General features: G+C 66.8%; 18 protein-coding genes. All 18 read right to left on the minus strand.

Features of this window, described 5'->3' with window-relative positions; genetic code table 11:
- Positions 1–42: 42 nt before the first annotated feature.
- The 18 genes from ACZ1I5_RS08705 to ACZ1I5_RS08790 are packed head-to-tail and all read right to left on the minus strand — an operon-like array spanning position 43 to position 22139.
- Positions 43–1329: a hypothetical protein gene (locus ACZ1I5_RS08705; protein ID WP_465173298.1), complete on the minus strand. Its 1287-nt coding sequence runs from the start codon at positions 1327–1329 to the stop codon at positions 43–45.
- A gap of 18 nt (positions 1330–1347) precedes the next feature.
- Positions 1348–2622 (minus strand): hypothetical protein, encoded by a 1275-nt coding sequence (locus ACZ1I5_RS08710; RefSeq protein ID WP_465173299.1) that lies wholly within the window; start codon positions 2620–2622, stop codon positions 1348–1350.
- Complete coding sequence (locus tag ACZ1I5_RS08715) at positions 2619–3884, minus strand: hypothetical protein (RefSeq protein WP_465173300.1); 1266 nt, start codon at positions 3882–3884, stop codon at positions 2619–2621. Before ACZ1I5_RS08715 ends, ACZ1I5_RS08710 begins: the two co-directional genes overlap by 4 nt.
- Positions 3885–3944: 60 nt before the next feature.
- Positions 3945–6707: a phage tail protein gene (locus ACZ1I5_RS08720; protein ID WP_465173301.1), complete on the minus strand. Its 2763-nt coding sequence runs from the start codon at positions 6705–6707 to the stop codon at positions 3945–3947.
- Positions 6707–8974, minus strand: a complete 2268-nt coding sequence (locus tag ACZ1I5_RS08725) for a baseplate J/gp47 family protein (RefSeq protein ID WP_465173302.1) — start codon at positions 8972–8974, stop codon at positions 6707–6709. Before ACZ1I5_RS08725 ends, ACZ1I5_RS08720 begins: the two co-directional genes overlap by 1 nt.
- Positions 8975–8984: 10 nt before the next feature.
- Positions 8985–9374: a GPW/gp25 family protein gene (locus ACZ1I5_RS08730; RefSeq protein WP_465173303.1), complete on the minus strand. Its 390-nt coding sequence runs from the start codon at positions 9372–9374 to the stop codon at positions 8985–8987.
- Positions 9371–11455, minus strand: coding sequence for a hypothetical protein (locus ACZ1I5_RS08735; protein ID WP_465173304.1), 2085 nt, complete (start codon positions 11453–11455; stop codon positions 9371–9373). The genes ACZ1I5_RS08730 and ACZ1I5_RS08735 overlap by 4 nt, the downstream gene beginning before the upstream one ends.
- Positions 11452–12177, minus strand: a complete 726-nt coding sequence (locus ACZ1I5_RS08740; RefSeq protein WP_465173305.1) for a phage baseplate assembly protein V — start codon at positions 12175–12177, stop codon at positions 11452–11454. The genes ACZ1I5_RS08735 and ACZ1I5_RS08740 overlap by 4 nt, the downstream gene beginning before the upstream one ends.
- Positions 12174–13241 (minus strand): phage late control D family protein, encoded by a 1068-nt coding sequence (locus ACZ1I5_RS08745; protein WP_465173306.1) that lies wholly within the window; start codon positions 13239–13241, stop codon positions 12174–12176. Before ACZ1I5_RS08745 ends, ACZ1I5_RS08740 begins: the two co-directional genes overlap by 4 nt.
- 3 nt (positions 13242–13244) lie before the next feature.
- Positions 13245–13397, minus strand: coding sequence for a hypothetical protein (locus ACZ1I5_RS08750; RefSeq protein ID WP_465173307.1), 153 nt, complete (start codon positions 13395–13397; stop codon positions 13245–13247).
- Between the two features lie 10 nt (positions 13398–13407).
- Positions 13408–14235, minus strand: coding sequence for a CIS tube protein (locus ACZ1I5_RS08755; protein WP_465173308.1), 828 nt, complete (start codon positions 14233–14235; stop codon positions 13408–13410).
- Positions 14232–14708 carry a phage tail protein gene (locus ACZ1I5_RS08760; protein ID WP_465173309.1) on the minus strand — a complete coding sequence of 159 codons (477 nt, stop codon included), beginning with the start codon at positions 14706–14708 and terminating at the stop codon, positions 14232–14234. Before ACZ1I5_RS08760 ends, ACZ1I5_RS08755 begins: the two co-directional genes overlap by 4 nt.
- The gene (locus ACZ1I5_RS08765; protein WP_465173310.1) at positions 14708–17539 is read right to left on the minus strand and encodes a phage tail sheath C-terminal domain-containing protein; all 2832 of its coding nucleotides are present in this window, start codon (positions 17537–17539) and stop codon (positions 14708–14710) included. The genes ACZ1I5_RS08760 and ACZ1I5_RS08765 overlap by 1 nt, the downstream gene beginning before the upstream one ends.
- 3 nt (positions 17540–17542) lie before the next feature.
- Entirely contained in the window at positions 17543–17998 is a 456-nt protein-coding gene (locus tag ACZ1I5_RS08770; RefSeq protein ID WP_465173311.1) for a phage tail protein, read from the minus strand.
- Between the two features lie 12 nt (positions 17999–18010).
- Positions 18011–20296, minus strand: coding sequence for a phage tail sheath family protein (locus tag ACZ1I5_RS08775; protein ID WP_465173312.1), 2286 nt, complete (start codon positions 20294–20296; stop codon positions 18011–18013).
- A 15-nt stretch (positions 20297–20311) separates the two neighbouring features.
- Positions 20312–21205, minus strand: a complete 894-nt coding sequence (locus ACZ1I5_RS08780) for a hypothetical protein (protein WP_465173313.1) — start codon at positions 21203–21205, stop codon at positions 20312–20314.
- The gene (locus ACZ1I5_RS08785) at positions 21202–21795 is read right to left on the minus strand and encodes a Pvc16 family protein (RefSeq protein ID WP_465173314.1); all 594 of its coding nucleotides are present in this window, start codon (positions 21793–21795) and stop codon (positions 21202–21204) included. Before ACZ1I5_RS08785 ends, ACZ1I5_RS08780 begins: the two co-directional genes overlap by 4 nt.
- The gene (locus ACZ1I5_RS08790) at positions 21795–22139 is read right to left on the minus strand and encodes a hypothetical protein (RefSeq protein ID WP_465173315.1); all 345 of its coding nucleotides are present in this window, start codon (positions 22137–22139) and stop codon (positions 21795–21797) included. Before ACZ1I5_RS08790 ends, ACZ1I5_RS08785 begins: the two co-directional genes overlap by 1 nt.
- Between the last annotated feature and the right edge of the window lie 384 nt (positions 22140–22523).

Consider the following 22523-nt stretch of genomic DNA (forward strand, 5'->3'; position numbering starts at 1 on the left):
TTATCCTCTTGATGTGATGCGGGAAACTCCGGCATTCCTGGTTCAGGGAAGCACGTCGACGATGCGCAGCTGCGCGGAGAAGGGGAGCTTTTCCACGCCGTTGCTTGATTGGACGACGAAATCGAACTGGCCGTCGGCGGCAGTGAATTGCGTGCCGTTGCTCTTGGGCGTTATCTTGAGCGCGACCATTCCTGTCCCGCCGGGCGCGCCGATATTGAGCGCGGCGGCGCTGTTGCGCACGACCGTCCAATCCGCGTTGGGGCTGGCCGCGGGGGTGCCGATCTGGAAGGTGCCGGCAAGCTGGAATTCATATTGGACGGAGAGGGTGATCGTCCCTGGCACGCCCTGCGGAGTCCGTTTTATGGACAGGGTATTGTTCGCGAATTTCGCATTCGGGCCGATCGCGGTGATGGTGTTGACCTTGATCTTGTCGGTCGGGATGTCCTGCTGCGCGGCGATCGCGATCTGGGTCGGCAGCGAGCTTGCGTTGAAGTCGGGGAAGTTGGTGCCATTGACGTTGATCAGCAACGTCCCCGTACCACTCGGGCCGGTGGTGACGGTGACGACGCGGGTAACGGTGACGGCATTGAGCGCGGAGGCCGGCGTGACGTCGATCGTCCCTGCCGTCTTGTTGACCGCACTCCAGCCCTGACCGCTGACCTGCGGAGACACCACGAACTTCTCGTCGTGCGAGCTCTGGACCTGAAGCTCGAAGGTATAATCATAGGCCTTGTTGGCCTTGATCGCTTCGTTCGGCGTCACCGATTTCAGCACGAAGGAGAAGGTCGCTTGGATATTGGCGGCCACGCCGGGAAGCTGGACATAGCTGCCCTGGTCGCTGCCGGCCGGGTTGGAGACCGAGAGCACGACGGTGCCGCCGCCCTGGGGCAGGCCGATAATGGCAGGCGCATCGAGCACGAGGCGCGTCGGGCTGCTGCCGTCCTTGATCCGGTCGAGCGGGATATTGGTGTCGTCGACGTCGATCCGGCTCAGCAGATTGGCATTGAGGTTCTCGCCGAAGACCGTGAATTCCTGCCCGGTCTTGACGAGCCCTGGCACGATCTGGGTGATCACCGGCTTGTGCGGAATGGGGTCGCCGGCGCCCTCGAGCACAGCAACGCGCTTGGCCAGATCGTTGACGTCGCTCAGCACCTGGTTGAACAGCTCGGCCGTGATCAGGTCGCCGGGGGCGACGCCCGAGGGACGAAGACCGATCAGCTGCTGGAACAGGGCCGTGCGTTCGGCCTCGGTCAGCACGCCTTCGAGCGCATCGAGGATGCTCGACATCGGGACCGAGATGGCACCGGCATCTGCAGTGGTTTGAACCATGATCGATCCTTTCCAGCGTCAGCCGCTGCCGAGCGCGTAGTTGGCGTAATTCCAGCGGTGGAGATTGAAGCGAGCGTCACCCCGGAAGGCGATGTTCGCAGAAGAGAAGAGGACGAACGGGTCCGGCTTGTCGGAGGCTGCTGCGGCCTTCACGCCGGCGATCAGATTTTCGGCCACCGAATACAGCCAGACCACCTCAGTGCTGGCCGAGCGGATCGCGGGGAAAGCGAGGCTTTCGCGGATCAGTTGTTCGACCGTGGCGCTGTTGATGTGGATCGGCCCACGCACCGTCATCCCGCCGAGGAAGTCCTTGGCCTGGTCAGGGTTCATGCGCGGCAGGAGCCCGACCGGCGGCAAATGCGGGAAATGAGTCCGGGCCTTGAGCGCGGGCGTGTTGGCGGCGCGCAGATCGGCAAAATGCGCCTGGAACTGAGCCAGCATCGCGCGCCCGGTCGCGATGCGTCGCGGCGCAGTGGTGCCGAAAAAGGCACCGGGTGAGTCCGCCAGCGACAGGGGCCGCCGGACTGCCCAATTGTCGAGCAGGGTCAGTTCGGCCGCTCCCTTGAAGCCGATCAGCGCGAGCGCGACTTCCTGCTGGGACAAGCCATGCGCCGCCATCGCGTCGAGCAGCGGATCAGTCCGCGCACCACCCGCGACGAGCGCCGTCGCCCAGTCCACCAGCACGCCGGGGCCGAAGCATTTATAGGCAAGTGCGTTGCGGAAATCGGGGGCGGTGACATTCAGGCTGGCATAGAGCGCCGAGGGGACCTCCAGCAGGCGGAAACGAACGCCGTCGATGCGCCGGTCGACGTCGCACGGAGCCCCCGTCGCGCCGAGCCCGTTGGAGGGCGCGCGGCCGGCAGCAGTTTCCGCGGGCGCGATGGTGAGCAGGTACAGCCCCTCGCCCGCGACATAGGTGCCGCCGGCGAGCGGCACGCAATCGTCGAAGGCGCAGCCGCCGGTGGCGTAGCTGGTGGAGTCCGTGCGCGACAGGCGAATGCGCTCCGGCTGAGTCAGGCGTAGCAACTGGCCGGTGGCGGTGATCGCGAGGCCGGGCTGGACCTTGATCGACGCAAGCGTGTCGTCCGCGTCGGGCGGCAGCGCCGAGACGTCGAGGCCGAAGGCGATGCCGTCCCCCAGCGCTTCGCCCAGCCGCGCCTCGCTGCCGCGGCGGGCACGCTGCTCGCGCTGCATGTCGCCGCCGGTGAGCAGACGACCGTTGAAGAAGTTGACGCTTTCGATGCCGCCGTCGCTGACCGGCTGCTCGAGCGCGAGGAAATCGCCGCCGCTCATTTGACCAGGCCCGTGATGTGCCAGGTGCCAGCGCCGTCCGACACCAGGCTGACCGCACCGCGTACCGCGAGCTTGAGGTCGGGTTTGCCGTCGATGCTTGTCTTGTTGGGTGTGCCGACGGTGATCTCCGCCTTGCCGCCAGCCTTGATGCTGAGCTCCGCCCCGAAATTCTTGGACGCCGCCGGCACCGTGACGATGATCGGCACGTCGGAGCGCACGATGGCGGTCCGGGTCTTGCCGGAGATCGCGCCTTTCGCCGTGAGAACCTCGAAGCCCTGGCCAGTGGAATCAGCGACGACCACGCCGCCAAAGGTGGACTGCGCGACGCCGGCCGAGAGCAACACCGGGCGGCTGCTGTCGTCGATGGCCACCACCGTGAAGTCTCCGTCGACCGACCAGGTTTCGGCGGTCTTGACGATCGGGAACCAGAGTTGGGTGAGGAGGACGCAGTCATTCGCCGGCACTGACGCCGCGTTGCAGCGCTGCGCCGCGACCCTGGGGCGGATCTTCGTCACCCACAGGGTCTTGAGCGCAGTGCGGAAGCGAATGCCCATGTCGGGATTGATCAGCAGCGGCGCGATATCGCCGGCGGCCGGCTCAGCCGCGTCGGGCGGATAAATGCCGACCGCGAGCTGGAGCTGGATTTCGGCGATCCGCAGTGCCTCGGCCAGCCCGGCGGCGTCATTGGTCTTGCCGTTGTCCGTGCCGAGCTGCGCGAGGAACGTGTCGAGCGCCGGGATCGCTTCGACTTCGGTCATCGGCGGCGCCTCGAAAGCGAAGTTGATGCTATAATCGTCGGCGATGCGCGACGGCGCCATCAGGTTCTCGTCGCTGCGGCACGGCTCGCCGGGGATCGGCACCTCGGCGACGGCGCAGTCGACATAGCATAGGGTGAGGAAGAGGTTGAGGCTGGTATGGTCCACCGTGGGATCCGCCAGCATCAGGCGGATTTTCTCCTTGATCTCGTCGCGCGCCAGCCAGGAGTTCAGGCTGCCGCATTGCTCGCGGCCGACGCAGATCAGCTGGCCACTCGGGGCCGCGGCAGCACCGGCGGTGACGCGGACGCGGGGGCCGTTCGCACCGTCGTCCTCGACCGAGACGGCGAGGCCCGACAGCGTGCCGTAGCCGAGGAAGTCGCGGACGATCCATTTGTCGCGCGCCGAATGATAGGCGAACTCCTGACGGTAATCGTCAGCGCCCAGGACCATGCCGGGCACGAAGTTGACGTGGCGGCCGGGGTCCGCCGCTGAGGCCGTTGCCACGGCCGTGAATGGGCTACAGCATCCCATGAAATGGCTCCCCCTGTTGGGTGGTGTGTTGTCTCAGCATGCGATCCGCTCCCTGCCTTGCCGCGGGGTATCGGGTCCGCCGACGAACGAGGCACCGACATAGGCGCGGCCGAGCACGGCGCCCGGCACCAGCTCTGGTGCGCGGCTGCCCTGGCCGATGGCGCTGTCGAGCCCGAGCCGGGCTTCGCCGACGCGGTTCATCGCCCAGAAGAAGCGGACGTCGAAAATGGTGTGCGCCGGCTTTTCCAGGGTGACGATGCGACGCGCGAGCGCGAGGTCGGCCGCTTCCTTCGCCGGATCGGCATCGACACTGGTGCGTGGAAGCAGCACGGCGAAGCGGTGGGCGGCGCGGCTGATCGGCAGCTCCTGCCCTTCGAAAGCCAGCCAATCGCGGGCGGCGGTCGCGGTACCCGGCAGATAGTCGGGGAGGGGCACGGACGAGAAGTCGTCCCAGCCGCTGTTGTGCGCAGCATTGAGCCGGTCGAGCGTCCGATAACGGCTGACGAGGAAGTCCTGCCAGCTGCGGCGATCATAAGAGGGCAGCCCGACATAGCGCAGCCATGGCTCGCTCGATGCGATGGGAAGATCGGGTGCCGGCGAGGCGATGCCGATCGCGCCCTGGAATGCCTGCCAGCGCGCGCGCTCGCCTTGGCCGACCATCGGCACGAAGCCGAATTGTGCCTGGACCAGCGTGGTCCAGATGGCTTCCTTGCCGACAGGCGGGAAGAGCGGGAAGCGGCCGGTTGGGGCCGGCTGTTCGGGCCAGCGTGCCCAGAGACCGGCGGCACCTTCCTCCGGGATCCAATCGCCGTCGAGGCTGCGGATGCCGGGGGTGGTGATCGGATCGGCGGGCGGAAAGACGCGGCCGCGCGTTCGGCTGACATAGGTTTCGACGATGCGGATTGCCTTGGCCGAGGGGCAGGCGGGACGCTCCAGATCGAAATCCTGCGCGGTGACCTTGGTGTCGAGCGCGAGCTTCAGCGCGAGAAGCAGGCCGCGGTTCGTGCCGCGCCAGCCGAAGAAACGCGCGGCATTGGCGATGAACAGCCGTCGGCGGCGCTCGTCCCAGGAGGGATCGAGCGCGACTTCGTACCAGCTCGACAGCCATTCGAGCATCTCGGCGGGAATGGTGCGCGGGTCGAGCAGCGCCTCGGCGCCGGCGATGCGATCCTCGATGCCGGTCTCGATGCCCTCGAAATTGGCCAGGAACCGTTCGAGGAACGATGCCGAGGCGGGTTCCTCGCGATAGACGCCGGGCAGGAAGCGCTGGACCCAGGAGAAGCGCGGATACCAGAGGCGCAATGCGCGGAGCCGGGGCGTGACTCGTTCGTCGCCGCTCAGGGTGATGCGGAGTTGTGCATAACGGCCGGTGATATTCTGGAGCAGCAGATCCCAGCTGCCCCTGCCGGCCGCGGCGTCGGTGGCGATTGCGGCGATGGCGCGCTTGCCCGGCAATTCGGAGCCGCTTGGCGAGAGGACCAAAGCGGGCTGAGTCACCCAGGCGGTAGCGGGGGTGGCAAGCGCCGAGCGTTCGTCAGCGGCGCGCGCTTCGATGGTGACCGATGCGCCGGGCGGGATGCAGGCGTCGAGACGAATGCGATCCCACACACATTGCGGCACGGCGCCGTCATAGATGGTGGTGATAAAGCTGACGCTCTTCGCGAAACGGCGATGGACAACCTCGACGACGGGGACCCAGATCGGATCGGTCCCGCCGCTGTCGTAACAGGCCTTGTCCTTGATCGTGACAAGCGCGCGACCGCCGAAGCGGCGCAGCGGGAGCGTGTCGGGCAGCTCTTCGGCTTCCCATTGCCCGGCTTGCTCGACCAGACGGACCCGGCGCGCCTGATTGCCGCCCGTTTCGGCGAGGAGCAGGACGGGCGCCTTGTCGAGTATGGTCGCAGTGAAGCAACTCGCGCTGAATTTCAGCGTGCGGAGCAGGCGAAGCGCGGTCTTGCCCGGATCGACGATGTGGAGCGACGCCGGGGCAGCCGCAGGCGCGTCGAGCAGGATGACGCTGCCGTCGCTCAAGGTGGCGATCGCGACGGGAGCTGTTGCGGCGCTGACGTCGATCGTGACGAGCTCAGCGCGGAAATGATCGGCCTTGGGGTCGGCATCTTCGGGCGCGAACGCTGGGGCAACATCCTTGACCGGTTGCGAGGCCAGGCGAAGGTCGGGATCGAGCCGGAACAGGCGCGGGCTTGCGGCATCGAGCAGCCACAACCCGCGGTCGCAGGTCGGCGCGAGGGAGGCGGGGAAGATGCCGGATGGGAGCGTCATGCGCTCTGGCGTGCCGCCGCCGACCAGATCGAAGCGAAGCAGGCCGCCTGCGTCGCCGATCGTGCCGACGACCAGGAAATCGCCGGTGGTAACTGCCAGGCCGGCAAAGACCTCGTCCGCCGGCGTATCCGGGGTTGCGTCGGTGAAGGCGCGGGTGATGCGGCGGGGGCGCGGCGTCGCCGGCCAGAAGGGCGTGACGCGGCCGTCTCCCGCCGAGCGCACCAGCAGGCCGCGGCGATCGTCGGCGATGACATAGAGATTGCCGTTGCGGTCGGCTGCGGCGTCACGATGGTCGGCGGCGGTGAAGCGCTGCTCGCCGGGGGTGTCGGCGATCGGCTGGACCATCGGCAACAGGGTCAACTGGCCGCTCGCCTTGTCGAAGGCGGGGAAGAGCGGGCTCGCGGTGAGCTCTTTCCATTGGTCCTTCAACGACACGGCGGCCGGCGTGGCGCTGGTGCACGCGCCCCAATCGTCCTTGCCGAGCAGCATGTGGAAGCGGGAGCCGTTGACGTTCATCAGCAGGTCTCCGCCAGGATCGGGACCGGCAGGCGGCTGACGCCGATCGACGGCGTGGCAGTGACGCCGCGCAGCACGTCAAGCGGGAGCGGCGGCCCGGCAACCACGGAGATGCCGAGGATCTCGGGCAGTTGGAGGCCCGACATTTCGACGGAGTCCGTGCCGGGCTTGCTGCCCTGGGCGAGCAGCACGTCGGCGACCTCGACCACGCCGGCCGCACGCGCCGCTTCGGCGAGCAAGGCGCGGGAATGTACCGGGCGGGCCAGCGGCCAGCCACGCAGGGCAGGGTCGATATCGGGACCATAGAGCATCGGCAGCTGGGGCATCGGCGTGGCCGGTGCAGGGAGCGGGCTGAGATAGGCCTTGATGCGGACCTTCACTGACTCGACCACTTCGGCCACGGCGTAGCCGCCCGCCACCTCGATCCCGATCGAGATCCAGATGCCGACATAATCGGGCCCGCGCAGCACCAGCTCGGTCGTGACCAGCCGGCGCGGATCGAGATAGGTGCATAGCGCATTGAGGAAGGGCCGGTCTGCGCGGGGTGCCTCGGGATGGTTGGGGTCGCGCGTCGGGATCGCCATCAAGGTCACCGCGCCCGGGGCCGAGCCGATCGTGAGCGGCGCGATGTCGGGATGGGCGGCGGGCAAGACCTCGACCCGGCCGATCGCCACGCCCGGCGTGCGCCAGGCGATCGCGCGGAAATCGTCGGCGGTTACCAACCGGTCGCGGTGCGTGATGAAGCGCGGGATCTGCTTTTCCGCGGCGGCGACGCTCTCGGCTTCGGCGCCGCCCCAGGTCGGAACGGGATTGGTCGCGCTGACGCCCGCGGGCAGCATCGGCCCGGCTTTCAGCATGAAGGCGGCGACATTGCCCTCTGCCCCTTCCGTGCAGGCATAGCTGGCATAAAGCGCCTCATCGAGCCGCGGCCGGCGGCCGGTAAGGCCGTCGCCGAAGCGGATCAGGCCCGCTTCGGCGTCGCAGGAAAAGACCTCGACCGGGTCGCCCATGTCGGGTGCGCCGGTGATCGGCAGCTCGGGCCCGGCGGCGCGGAGATCGTCGATCTCCTTCCAGTCGTGGCGATTGTTGTTCTCGATGCTGGTCACCGTCACCGATCCGGCGAGGACCGGCGACTGGCGAAGCTGGCGGGCCTGGTCGGGCGCGCCGTCGCCGGGGACGAGCTGTTCGGCGCTGATCAGCAATTGCTGGCGGATCTGTGCCGCGTTGAGCCCGATCCAGCGGAGCTTGACGTCCGTGCTGCTGCCCGAGCGGACGCGCAGCCAGGTGACCAGCCGGCCGGACACATCGGGTGCGTCGACTGCGGGCGGCAGGTCGCCGACGCCTGCCTCGAGCGGATCGAGATTGTCCCAATAGTCGATGCCCGCACCAGTCCCGGGCAAAGCGAGCTCGACGATGCCGGGCTGAGTCAGCGGATCGAAATCGGCGCGCGCGGTAAGGCGGACATAAGTGGGGCTGGGGCGGCCGGTGCCGTCGAGCGCCACGGGACCGGGGCTCGGTACCTCGAAGCGGAGCAAGCCGTCGGCAGCAGGCGGCGGCGTGCCGGGACGGGCGACGATCTGCTCGGCGCCCTGATCGGGCATGAGGCCTAGCGAGAGCATGCGGCCGGCGAGCTTGCCGCGCAGATCGTCCCAGCCACCGGGATCGGCCGGCGTAATCTTCTGATCGTCCTTGCGGCCGAGCAATGCGACCCACAGGCTGTGATCGACCGTCTGGGCGAGATCGACACCTGCGCCATTCACCACCTCGACGGTCTCGTACAGCGTCAGGGTCTGCGGAACGGGCTTGTCGTAGGAGGCGTAGAGCAGGGCATAATAATCCTTCTGCTCCTGGGTCGGCGTGGTGATCGGGCGGCGGACATAATAGCGCGCCTCGACCGGCAAGACGTCGAGCGACGTCGCGGTGCGGAAGGGGATGGTGCCGGCGAACAGCTCGCTGCCGCGCGGGATCATCAGCGTTTCGGCCGGCGCGCGTTCATTGACGAAGGCGGCGAGGCCGCGCGCTTCCCGCGCCGGGGTGAGCGGCACGCCGAGCAGTTGGAGGAACTTGGCGCGGTTGCGTTCGGGGATCTGGTTGGTGCGGTAGAGCAGGCTCTCGGTGACATGGGCGAAGAGCTGGATCAGCGTGACGCCGGGGTCGGACTGGGTGAAGTTGGTCCATTCCGGCGTGTGCGACGGAATACGCGCGATCAGCTCGTCGACCAATGCCTGGTAGCGCCGGTTGTCGGTGGGGGGGACGGGGAGCGGCATCCGATCCTCCTCAGCTCGTGGCCAGCGGGACATCGATCGCGACGCGCTGGGCAGCGCCGGTCGCGACGAGGCGATAGGTGATGGTGGCGATCGCGGTTTCCGTCGCCTTCGCATCGGCGGCGACATCGACTGCCTCGACCGTGATGCGCGGCTCCCATTTCTTCAGCGCGGCATCGATGGCGTGGGCGATGCGGGCATGCGTGGCGGCATTGTTGGGCTCGAACAGGAAGGCGTTCAGGCTGGTGCCGAAGCCGGGCAGCTGGACGCGCTCGTTCAGGTCGGTCCGCAGGATGACCGCGATCGATTCCTGGATATTGCGCTCGCCTTGCGACCAGAGCATCCGGCCGGAGGCGTCGACGCGCGGCGGGAAGGCCAAGCCTTTGCCGAAGGGACTGGTCATCCGCCGCTCCCCTTGCCTTTGAACTTCGGCACCGGGAAACAGAAGGCGAGGAACGGCATCCAGCGGAAGATGAAGTCGAGCAGGCTGACGATGATGATCAGCAGGATCAGCGCGCAGAGCGTGACGATCGGGATCGACAGCGAGCAGATCATGCCGATATCGATCTGATTGCCGTTCTTGCAGCCGCCGCCGTCGCCAGTGTCGATCTCCTTGTGGAGCGGCCAGGGCAGGACCTGAAGCACGAGATCGATGAAGCCCATGCCCTTGGCGCGTTGGACCTGGCCGCAGAGCATGTCGGACAAGACGAAGGCCGTGCCGCGAGCATGCTTGCGCAGGCCGGCAGGGCTGGTGTCCATCGGCAGGCTGATCCGCACCGGGCGGGCGGGCGCGTCGGGATCGAAGAAGCTGGCCAGCTCGAAGGGCACGCTGGGTTGCGACAGCGTGGGTGGATGGACCGGGCCGCAATCGGCGTTGAGGTGGACGAAGCGGAGGCGGAACTGGCCGGTATCGCCGATGCTGTCCGCCATGGTCTGGGCGAGTTGCTGGGCGAAGGGCAGGGCGCGAGCGGTCGCCTCGTCGCTGGTGTCGAGCGCGCGGGCGACGAGGACCGTCAGCTTGTCGACCTGGTTGATGTCGAAGAGGCCCGGCATGGGCGGGGCGTCGAGCGAGACCGTGAGCGCGTCGATTTCCGCATCGGGCACGGCCCCGGGGTTGGCCGGCGGCAAGCTGCGAAAGGCGCCCGCCGAGACGATGCCGTTGCCGGCGCCGTCGCTGGTGGCGATGCCGGCGAGGAGATAGTGGAAGGCCGGCCATTTGGCGCGATCGTCCTTGTGATCGCGATACTGGGTCTCGACGCCTTCGAGCAGCGCGGCGACGCCGGGCTTGGCGACCTGGCGCAGCGCCTCGGCCAGGCTGCGGACATGGTCCGGACGGCCGGTATTGTCGCCATCGTCGGGCTTGAAGCCATTGTTGAGCTTGTCGCGGTCGCCGGTCGACATCTGGCCCGATAGCCAGGTGAAGAGCGCGAGCTTGTCACCGGAGAGGGTGCCGGCCGAGGACTGACGAACCGCCTGGGCGACAGTGGGGAGATGGCGGTCGAGAAAGGCCATCAAATCGAGCAGCAACAGCCAGCTCTGCGACTGATAGCCCCAGTTGCGCTTGCGGATGCTGAGCTGCTTGTTGGCCGGCGTCGCCTTGTCGCCATTGTCGAGGTTGATATCGCTCGCGGCCTTCATCGCCGCCTGGATCAGCGCCTTCCACGGTTCGGCGAAGTCGATCTTGAATTCGGTGGTCCGCGCCAGCTTGGAGTTGCGCGGTGAGACGGGCGCGGCACCGGTGAGGGCCTCGGCCTGGCCTTCGACGAGGCGGCGTGCGGTACGGGTGATGGTCGCGCTCAGATATTGTTCGCGCCGGCCGACCGGGATGAGGCCGCCCCACATCGTCCGTTTCAGGCCATGGCCGTCCTGATGCGCGAGCGGGAAGGCGGGCAGGCGTTCTTCACCGGGCACGAGCACGCCTTCATCGCCCTCGGCGACGCGCTGCCAGCGGGCGCCGGTCGCGTCCTTCACGAAACCATATTCATGGAGCGGGCTGCCGGGCTGGGCGTCCTTGGTCGCGGGCATCAGGCGGCGCAGCACGAAGCCGACCTGCTCGTGGCTGCCGGCGAGCTTGCGGTCGGGCAGGCCGGGGATCGCGCAGGCGAGTGTGGCGGCGGCGACATAGAAGCGTTGATGCGCGGGCTGATAGAGCTTCAGGCGCGGCATATTGGCGGGCAGCGCGGCGACCGGCTTTGGCGCGCGGCCGAGGCGGGTCTTGAGCCGGGCGAGCTTGAGCGGCGCGGGGAGCGGCACGCGTTCGACCAGATCCTCGGTCCGGTGGTCGAACTGGGGCGAGCGCCAGGTCTCGTGGCGGGCGACATGATCGGCGAGCGCGCCGGGATCGGTCTCGAGCAAGCCGAGCAATTGCTCCATGAACTCGTCATTGGCGAAGCGCAGGATGGTTGGCGCGCGACCGGGCGAGGCGGCGCCGCGCCACATCGGCCGCGGCGCGGCCCAGGTCAGCGGATGGGCGAGCACGGTCACCAGATATTCCCCGCGCCCGGCGTATAGCTGGCCGAGACGATCGAGTTGGTGATGATCGTATCGGCCTGCACCACGCCCGAGAATTTGGACATGCCGGCATCGACCTGGACCATGCCGGCCGAGATCGCGACCTGCGAGGCGTTGACGGTGACCTTGGCCGCTGCGGTGACGGTGATGCCGGCGGTTTCGAGCTTGATCGAATTACCGTTGGAGTCCTCGATATCGACTGCGCCGGGGCCGTCCTTCAGAGTGAATTTCTGGCCGCCCGGGGTTTCGAGGATCAGCTTCTCCTGGCCGTTGGTGTCGTCGAGCGTGACGGTGACGCCGTTGCGCGACTTGATCACCTTGTGGTTGTTCTGACTGCTCGCGCTTTCCGGCGGGGAATCAGTGCCGTTCCACAGGCCGCCCAGCACATAGGGGCGCGAGGGGTCGCCATGCTCGAACGCGACGAGCACTTCGTCGCCGACATCGGGCATAAACCAGCTGCCGCGATCCTTGCCAGCGAAGAGCGTCGCCATGCGTGCCCACGCCTCGTAGCGGCCACCGGCTGAATCGGGACACCACGGCAGGGTGACTTGTACCCGGCCAGTCCCGTCGGGATCGGAGATGTCGATCACCGTGGCGGGCGCGACGCCGTACCAGATGCCGCCCAGGCCGAACGGCATGCGCTCGTCGAGCTGAGCCTGGCGGCGATCGCCTTCGAGAAGAGTCAGCGCGTTCATTGCGGCTTGATCCCCGGACGATTGCAGCGGAACTCGGTGCGCGCGCCATGCTCGGAGTCGTAGAGATGGGTGACCGAGATCGCGCGGTAGCCGCCGTCGAACAGCGGGCCGAGACCGGTCAGGTCGAGTTTCACTCCGGCGCGCAGCTTCGGGTCGGTCTCGCAGGCGCCTTCTCCGGTGACGAAGCCGCGGGCCATGTGGCGATAGCTCGCCTCGGCCAGCTGCTTCGCTTCATCGGCCGAGCGCGGGACACCGTGAGCGAGCGTATCGACTCGTTCGCCGAGCGCCTTGACCAGGATGTCGCCGCCGGCGGTATCGCCGTTGAGTTCGGATTCGATCGCCGATTTGGCGCCCTTGTGGCTGACGCCTTTCTTCTCGCTCACGTCCCAGCCGGATGCGACGACGCCGCTGCGCTGGTGGGCGAGATCGGCGAGCACGCTGAAGGACCGCAGCGTGCCGGCCCAGGCCAGCTTCACGCCTTCCTGGGTGCGCGCCGGCGCCGCATGGAGCGCGGTGCCCTGGATGAAGATATCGGCGTCGAAGCGCCGCGCGATATCGAGCAGGAAAGCGAGGTCGGTCTGATTTAGCTGGGCGAGCAGCGGTACGGCCGGCGCCTGGGTGTCGACCTGCGCGTCAAGCCCATGCTCCCGCGCGATCTTGCGCACCACATCGCCGAGGGACGATTGCGTGAAGCAGCGGGTGCGCCGGGTCATGCGCAGATCCTGCAGCCGGTCCTCGGCGAAGATGGTGATGCGTGCAGCCTCGCCTTCGGGGAAGTCGGCGGCAATCCCAGTGATGCGGCCTTCGAACAGGACATCGGCATCACCGACGCCGACCTTCAGCTTCTTGCCGAAATCCAGGACCTTGCGATCGAAATACTGGAAGCCGGGCTTGTCCTCGCCGCCCCAGTTGCCGAACGAAATCTCGGCACGCGCCATGCCTTCGATGCTGTCGCTCAGCTCGTAGCGGAGCAGGCCGGCTTCGAGCTGCGCATTGCGCTTGCCCTCGATGAAGATCGAGGGCCGCGCGGGGCGCATCGGCAAACGGGCGACTTCAGCGCTCATCGATCAACGCGGCCACACACGGGCGGCACGGATGGCGACGGCGCGGACGCGGCGCCGGGTTTCATGTGGGCGCGGTTCCTGCGGCGGACCGGCATCGCCCTTGGCGTCATTGGCCGGTTCCCCGGTCGCTTCGAATTCGTCGATGACGACAGCCATTGCCCGCTCCTCAATTGATCGACAGTTTCGGGGACAGCGAGATCGCGGCGCCCGCATCGACGCTCGGCGGCGCCATCGATGCGCTCGCGCCGAAACCGACCCCGACACCGAAACTCGCACCGCCACCAAAGCTCGCACTGGCGCCGACACCGACGCTTGCGTCGAGATCGATCAGCGCGCCCGGCGACATGCGCAGGGGATCTTCGACATTGTTGGCGGCAGCGACGCCCTGCCAGTCGTCCTTGCCCGCCGCGCCCGCCATGTTCTGGAGGCTGGCATTCTGCGGCGCCGGGGTGAAAGGCCGCTGGCCGGGGCGCGACGGCACCAGGCCGGTCGTCTTGGAATAGTCAGTGACCAGGATCTTCTGCTGCGCGAGCGTCAGGGTGACGCTCGCGCGGAGCGGCTTGCCGGCGGTGGAGAAGAATTCGAGACTCTCCTCGAACGCCTCGACCATGCCGTCGAAGATGAACGAGCCCCAGGAGAAGCGCGTGCCGGGAGGGGCAAGCTTCTTCTTGTCGCTCTCCGCTTCCTGCGGCGTCATGAAATAGAGGATCTCGGTGGTAAGGCGTCGGACATCGTCGACCGGGTTCTTGGCCATCGCGGTCACGTCGAACCACAATGTCAGGGCCAGCTTGGTCGTGCCCGCGCCGACGAACTGGCGGCCAGCGGTGCCTGCCTTCTGGTCGCCGCCCTTGGGCTCGGCGACCTGATTGGCGAAGGTGACCTTCATCGATTCCGGATTGAACTGGACGAAGACCTTCTTGCCGCCGGGCTTCTCGATCGAGAGGTCCTGCTTGAGCTCGATCATCTGCGCCATGACGAGAACCTGCTCGCTCATTTTTTACCTCCCGCCGGGGCCGGCATGGCGAGCTGGAGTTTTTCATAAGCCATCGCGAATTCCTCGATCGCGATGGTGCCGTCCTTGGCGTTGAGCGCGGGCGCCTTGATCTTGGCTGGAATGCAGCGGCTGAGCTGGAAGCGCGCGCGTTCGGTGCTGCCGTCCGCGGCGAACATCACCACCTCTGCATTGGCGCGCAGGAACGGGTCGGCGACCGAGTCGGCGACCCATTTCCAGAGATCGAAATTGTCGGTGAGGCCACGCTTCAGGGTGAGGTTGGCGTAGCTGATCATGCCGGGCACGCGGTACGCGTGATCATTGGCGCCGCCCGAGCGGATCGTCTTGAATTCGTGCGTGATCTCCAGCCCGTCGCATTCCGCGAAGCTCGCCTTGGCGAGCGGATCGCTCTTGCCGTCGGGATAAATTTCGACCGCGAAGTTAAAGGCGATGAAGGGGCGCGGAACGTCGACCATCACGCCTCCTCGATGATCGAAAGCCGCGCGCCCTGCTGGACGAGGCGGAGCGTGAGGAAGCGGATCGGCTGCGACGGGGCGACGCCGACCTCGACGATCAGCCGGCCAGCGTCGATATCGGCTTCGCTCTGCTGCACGGCGACGCGGAAGGATTTCTCCGAGCTCGCGCCGGCAAAGGCGCCCCGCAACTGAAGGTCGTCGAGCGTTTCGGTGAGGCTGCGCTCGACTGCCCGGCGCAGCACCGGGCCATTGGGTTCGAACACATAGGTCATGCCGCGGCGAAGCAGGGTGCGGCGGAGCAGCATCATCAACCGGCGGACGTTGATCGGACGCCATTCACGCTCGGGCGAGAGCGTGTCGGCGTCATGCAGCATGAAACCGGCCGGCAACGGGCGGATCATGTTGACGCGCGCACGATCGAGCGACAGCAAATCGGGTTCGGGAAGCGACGGGTCGAGCCCGACCACGTCGAGCAGCGGATCATTGGCGGGTGCGATCCAGGCGCCGCGGGTACGCGCGCGCGTCGCCATCAGGCCAGCCACGGCGCCGTCGGGCGGTGCGGAGAGCAGGCCGTTGCCGGTCCGGGCGACGAGCCAGGGATGATAGACCGCCCCGTGCGAGAGAAGCCGCGCTTCGTCCGCGCCGAGCTGGCCCGACGACCCTGCTCCAGGAGCGAGCGTGGCGAGGGCACGGGCGTGGCCCGTCGCATCCGCGGTACGAAAATGCGCGGGAAGCGAGAGGATCGCAAAGAAATCGCCATTGGCGGCAGCGATGCGCAGAATCGCCGTGTGGAGCTCGGCGAGGCGCGGCGATTTGACCTCTGCCCGGGTCGCGGCAAAGCGTGCCTTGCGCAGCACTGCCTTTACGGCGGCATAGGCCGAGACATTTCCGTCCAGCTCGAAGTGCAGGCGGTAATAATGCACGCCCTGGGCGCGTCCGGGGATGGCGTAGGTAGAGACGTTCTTCTCACGGAGCAGCTCGACCGCGTCCATGAAATCCGGCTGCGCGGCCTCTTCCAGCACGGCGACGCTGCCCGCCGGGCCGGGAGACCAGGACAAAGTGAAGTCGTCCGTAGCGATCGGATTCTGCAGCGAGTCGAGTTCGGGCGCAGCAAGCAAACGAGTCGAGCAATCGAGGAAACCGCTGAAATCCGGCTCTGTCAGCTCGGGCATGGTAGTGGGCGCGCATCCGCCCGAATGGTTGCGCCAATTGGCGAGGACCGGGGCGCCCGGCTTGGGGGGTGGGAAATTGTCGGTCGTACCGTCGATTTCCCAGCCCGGCTGAATCGCGTCGGGAACGGCGAGCAGGCTTGGTTCGGGGAACAGGTCGCCGTCGATGTCGAACGCAGCATGGACTCCGAAAACGGGCTGCTCGCCCAGGTCGCGGATCGCCTGGACTCGTTCGACCAGCGTCGGACCGCGCAAGCCGGCAAGACGCGGGTCGAGAAACAGCCGCTCGTCGAAGCGCGACAGCCCGTCGCGCACCAGCGGATCTTCGGGGCGGGGCACAGGTCCGCACGATTCGGCAAAGTCGGCATCGAGCCCGACCGGCAGCCAGGCGGAGCGGAGCGCCAGGCGATCCGCCGAGGTGAAGGCCTGGGTGCCGAACCGGGCAGCGATCTCGGTGAAATCGGCCTGGCCATAAGCGAGCGTGATGCGATCGGTTTCCTCGCCCGTGACGGCGAATCCGGGGCGGATCGCCGCGGTACGGTTGGTGCGGTCGCGGTGATACAGGTCGGCATCGACAAGCCCCTGGATCGCCCCGGCGCTTTCGGGCGTCAGTGCAAGCCCGGTATGGACCCGATCCGCACCCGGGCGGTGCTCGGCGATATCGATCGTGACCTTCGACGCGGCGAGCGGGCCGGCCGGCATGCGCGATGCCACCTGCTGCCAAGCCGGACCGAACGCCTTGTTGTCCTGCACGGCATCGACCCGCAGCGCGTCGATGCGCAGCCAATCAGCTTCGCCCTGATGCTGGAAACGCACCCAGCGGCCACGCACGAGCGGCACATTCTTGTCAGTGAAGACAAGCGTGCAGACCGTGCCTTCGGTAAGACTGGCCTCGAAGCTGCCCGTCTCGCCCGCGATCATGGCATGGCCCTGCTTGACCACCGGCGGGCCGCTCCCGGCCTCGACGATACGGGCGAAGGACGCGATCCACAGCGCCAGTACATCGCCGTCCGCCAGGCGCACCACCTTGGCGTAGCGCCTGACCACGCCGCTACCGCCGGTCAGCTCGATCAGATCGCCCGGCGTCAGCACGCCCGGATCGGCGAAGCGCAGCCCGTAGCGCAGCTTGCTCTGCCCAGCGATCGTCACCGGCCGGCGAGAGACACGCGCCGCGAGTTGCATCGCGTCCGACCATGAACCGAGGCTGGCGGCGTTCAGGCTGGCCGGCAGGATGATGCTCGCATTGTCGTCGATCGCAGGGAGCCGGCACAGCAGGCCGGGCATCAGGAAGCTACCTGCGGAGGCGGGGCTCGACCCTGGATCCGGCGCGCCCAGTTCAGTGGCGCGGATGTCGGCAAGCTCGGTCGTCTCGGCCAGGCGGATCGCCCAGCAACGTGTGCCGCCGTTGGAGAAGAAAGCACGCACCGCTGGCGCGAGGTTGCCGCTCAGTCGCCGCCCGCCGTCCTCGTCATAGGCCAGCGGGCAGTCGCCGCCGAACACGGCCTCATAGGCGGCGACGCTGGATATGGCGATCGCCACATGGCAGGGGCCGCGCTGCGCGAACCCCGCGAACACGGCGACGTCCATGCGCGGCAGCGCCTCGGCAACGGGCGCCGGGGCGATGTCGACGCGAATGCCGGGAAGGGCGTCGCCGGCGAACATGGGTTATTCCATCTCCAGCCGCTCATAGGCGAGGACCAGTTCCTCCATCGCCACGTCGGTGCCCTTGGCGTTCAGCGGGCCGCTGGTGTGCTTGATGATGCGCGCACGGAGCAGCTTCCAGACCTGGACGTCCTGGCTATGGTCTTCACTCTTGAGCGTGATGGTGACGGTGCGTAGCGCGTCCTGGTCGCCATTGCGGATCTGATCGAGCCATTTGTACAGGTTGAGCGAGCCGATCACGCCGCGTTTCAAGGTGACGTCGGTCGACTTGTTCATGCCGGTGATCTTCATCACCGAAGGTTCCATGCTGTTGCCCGCACGGTATTCGGAGACGGTCACCTCCATTCCGATGCCGCTAATTTCCTGGAAGCCCGCCTCCGGGCTCTCCGGATTGCCGTCGCCCAGATCAACCAGGAAGTTGAACTGGACATATGGCCGTTTCGCTCTCAGCACTGCCATGACAATGACCCCTTATGACTTGCGGTCGGCCGTCCACTGGCCGATGCGGAAGATGACGAATTCGGCGGGGCGCAACGGGGCTACCCCGATCAGGCAGATCAGCCGGCCATTATCCAGATCATTCTGGGTCATGGTGGAGCGGTCGCACTTCACGAAGAAGGAGCGGTCTGGCTTTTCACCGAGCAGCGCGCCGGATTGCCACTCGTTGAGCAGGAAATCCTCGATCGTGCGCCGCACGTTCGCCCATAGCCGTTCGCCGTTCGGTTCGAACACGGCCCATTGCGTGCCCTTGTCTATCGAGCGCTCCAGATAGGCGAAGTATCTGCGAAGGTTGACATATTTCCATTCCGGATCGGAACTCATGGTGCGTGCGCCCCAGAGCCGCATGCCGCGCCCCTCGAAGAAGCGGAAGCAGTTGACCCCCTCGGGATTGAGCACTTCCTGCTGGGCCTTGTTGATCAGCTTCTCGAAGCCGAGGGCCAGGGTCACCACCTCGTTGGCAGGTGCCTTGAAGACCGCGCGCTCGATGTCGTTGCGGGCATAGATGCCGGCGACGAAACCCGATGGCGGGAAATAATTCTCCAGGCCAGTGTTCGGATCGATCGTCCGGACCCAGGGGTAGTAGAACGCCGCGTGGCTGCTATCGAACATGGCGCGATAGGCCCGGACATCGGCGATCGACTGGCCCTTGATGCTGTCGATCACCGCGATGCGATATTGCATGCGCTCGGCATGGCTGATCAGCGCGTTGGCGGTCGCCTGAGCGTTGATCCTGGCTGCGAGGCCATAAGTCGACCCGGGCGCGGCGACGATCGAGATATCCTCGATATCCTCGAATGCCTTCAGCCCCGACTTGCGATTGGTCGTCGGATTTTCCTCACCGACATAGCGGTCCGGGCCGGGCACTTCGCCGTCCTTGCCCCCGGCCAGGAAAAACACCGCATCGAGGAAAGGCGCCTTGCCTTCGCTGCGCGCCTTGGCCGCGTCGCTGCCCGTGCCTTCGAGATCGGTGATGACGAAGCGATTGTCCGCCTTGTTGCCGGCAAGATAGTCGGTGGCGATCTTGGCGCCGTTGCGCGGCGGATTGTCGTCCCCGGCGGTCGCGAAGATGTCGGCGGCGACCTTGGCGCGCTCGGTCGCTTCGACGAGCGCGGCCGCCGTCACTGCCTTGGCGTCGATCGCTGGCTGGACCTTTGGCAGCGCCAGGTCGATCTTGGCCTGGGCCGCGTCGACCTCCGCCTGGGCGGCCACGACCGCCGCATCCAGGGTAGCCTGGACGTCGCCCGGCTGGGGATTGGCCTGATGGTCGAGCGCGGTGTCGAGCTTGCCGTCGGCGATATCCTTTTCGTCCTGCGCGTCCTTGACCGCCTTGTTGGCGGCGTCGACCACCTTCTTGGCGTCCTTGTCGGCCTTGTCCGCATCGGCCTTGACCTTGTCGGCGGCCGTCTTCTCGATCTGCGCGTCTTCCGCCGTCAGCGCGGCGACGACGATCGGGATCGAGCGCGACGCCGACAGATTGGCCGGCTCGGCGGCGAAATAGTCGAAGATCGAATCAGGCGCGCCGCCTATCCTGTGCCCGCGGTCGAGCGCCAGATTGGCAACGGCGAAGAAGGGGAGGCCAGGCTCGCTGGGCTCGACATAGACGCTTGCGGTGATGGTGCGGATCGTGGCGTTGGTTTCGGCAAGTTCCTGCAGCTCGAACTTGGCCGTGCCGTCCTGGTTCTCGAAATTCCACAGGTCCTTTTGAATGTCGTAGGAGATGAAATAGATGCCCTTCTTGGCATCGTTGCCGACATAGACGGTGTCGCGATCGAACGACGAGCGCAGGATCGCCTTGTGCTTGCCGCCGCTGTTGGGGATCGGCTCCAGTACCAGCCGGTTCTGGCTCACCCAGAATTGCAGCCGCACCCGGGCCTCGCCCGCCTTGCCCGGAAAGCGGGCGCGGATCGCGACATTGGCCGGAGGGACCAACGCGCCGGCGACCTTCGCGCAGGCAGTGTCGATATTCCCCTGGAAGGCGCGGGCGACATAGAGCCGCTTGCCGCCTTCCTCGAAAAAGGCGCGGACCGCGTGCCACATATAATTGTCGAGCGTGGTGCCGACGAATTCGAGCTGCTGGCGGCCGCCATAGATCCGCTCGAATTCGACGAGCGAGGTGATGACGTCGGGCTCGATGTCGATCGGGCCGAAGCGCGTCGCGCCGACGAACCCGGTGGTGGTGGTGCTGACACCTTCGATCGACTTGGCCCGGTAGGAGACTTCCTCCACGAAGACGCCGGGGGCGAGATATTCAGGCATGGGCAGTCTCCTCGATCAATTCGGCTTGAGGTAGAGCGTTGAGAGACGCACGTTCGCCGACTTCAGCGAGACGAGCGTGAGCGGGCGACCGAGCGTGAGCGGCTGGCCAGGCAGGGGATCGTCCTTGTTGAGTTGTTTGAGGGCGATGCGCGCTGGACTCGAAAGCTGGCCCAGGATCGCGTCGAGTTTGGGCAACTCGTCGGTGAGCTCGTCCCAATAGACGGCGATCTCCGCACTCCAGGTGACTGCGTCCCGGCCGGCGGTCGCTTCCTCCGGCGTCTGGGATGGAAGCGCCGGATAGCCCCCGATCGCCGCGATCGAGCCGTTCGCCCCGGCGATGCCGAGCGCGATGATCTTGCCGTCGACCGTCACCGTCATCACGGCCCAGGCCGCGGGCTTGTCGGTGCCGTCCGCCTGGCGCTCGGCGAGCTGAGCCCGGACGGTAGAGCGCGGCCCCGATGCGGGGCAGGCGATCGACGGGAAGAGGGGGAGATAGTTCGGCTTGTATCCGGCGGGGGCACCGGCGGGCAGCAACGGAGCGATCTTCGCCTGGTCGAGCCCGGCCCAGGCCGGCCAGATGAACCGGCCACGCACCGGCAAGGCCGCCTCGAACCGCAGCGGCAGGAAGCGCTGGAAGGGATCGTCGACCGATACCTTGAAGCTGCGCGCCTTGGCGGGCCAGTCGGCCGGCTTCTGGGCAAGCTCGAAACTGAGCCCGGGCAGGCGCGGTGTCATCCAGGCGCCGCTGGGCGTCGGGCCGAGCACGGCCTGGCGAAACGGGCGCCCGGCATCGACGATGCGTATGTCGAGCCCATCGCCGACAAGGCCGAGATCCGACGCGTCGCGGAAGGCGAAGCCGAGCGGAACGTGGCGCGTGAAGCGGTCGGGCGAGACGAGGACCAGCGTCATATCGCTTCCTCGGCCACCCCGACGCCGAAGCCGCGCTCAAGCACTTCGCCGCTGTCGTCTAGCGCCTGGTTGCTGTCGATCAGCACCATGCGGACGAGATAATTGACGAACAGCGGGTGCTTGCGGATGCGATCCCACATGTTGAGTTGGTCGGCGAGAGCAAGCGGATCGCAGACCAGGTCGACATCTTCCTCGATGGTGAAGATGTCGTCCTCGGTGAGATAGTCGTTGAGCTGGGCGGCGGTGATCGTCCCGGCATCCTCCAGCGCGCGCATGACCCAGCCGAGCATGCGCAATTGCTTCTCCGCCGATGAAGCGATCGGGATGATCAGGAAGCTGACGTCGATCGGCAGCGAGGGCCTGAAACGGCGCCCGAAGATGTCGACGCGCGGCCCGCGGGCGCGGCGTTGCGTGTTGATCGTCACGCGCCAGGGCAGGATCGCGAAGCCATCACCGGTCAGGCCCTTCTCGACGTCCTTGGCCTGGTACATCTCGACGGTGAGCGAATTGAACGCGTCGCGCGGATAGCGTTCGCGGATCAGACCGCGGATCGCGGCGGTGACCGCGGCGATGGCCTGATGCTGGGCCATCAGCCGGCCCGTGCCACGGCGCGGATCGCATCGGCGAGTCCATGCTGGTCCCCGGTGCCGAAACGCCACCCCTGACGATCCAAGCGGTAGAGATCGCCCGCCTGTCCGTCTTCGCCGATCGCCACCACGCCGATATGCGGCGCGTCGAAGATCACTCGGAGCGCGTCCGGGAAGTCGCGCATCGCCGCCTGGTGAAGGATGACGACGTCGACATCACCAGTCACGATATCGGCTTCGGGAGTGGCGGCGTGGACCAGTTCGATATCCTCACATTCTGCGAGCGCGCCGTGCAGCGCGGACCTGACCATCGCCGTGGAAGCGCCGAGCAATACGCGGATCGTCATTGCGCATCCCTTTGAGGTCAGGGAGGCAAGCTAGGCTCATGTCGGCGGTGCGTGCATGAACTGAAGGGTGGGGAGGAAGGCCCGGGTCAACGGCCTGGGGTCATCAGCTGGACCTGTGTCCGAACCATGGTCCGGACCATTTGGCCTATAATGTCGCATCCGTACAATTGGCCGACGGGAAGTCGACCGCTCTGCGACAGAGAATCGTCGAAAACACCGTATTGATCTTAAATCCAGTTTTCGATTGGCCGGATCGGGACTATGATCATCGCCACCTGGTTGCTTGGGGTTTCCTTTGCTCTTTAGCGACAGCCAAGGACTTTTCTTGGCTCGGTAGGTCGCGCGCTCCGTGAATAACACGGCGTTAATCAAAATGTTGGGGGC

It is taken from the genome of Sphingomonas sp. BL-S-30 (genome assembly GCF_055521475.1).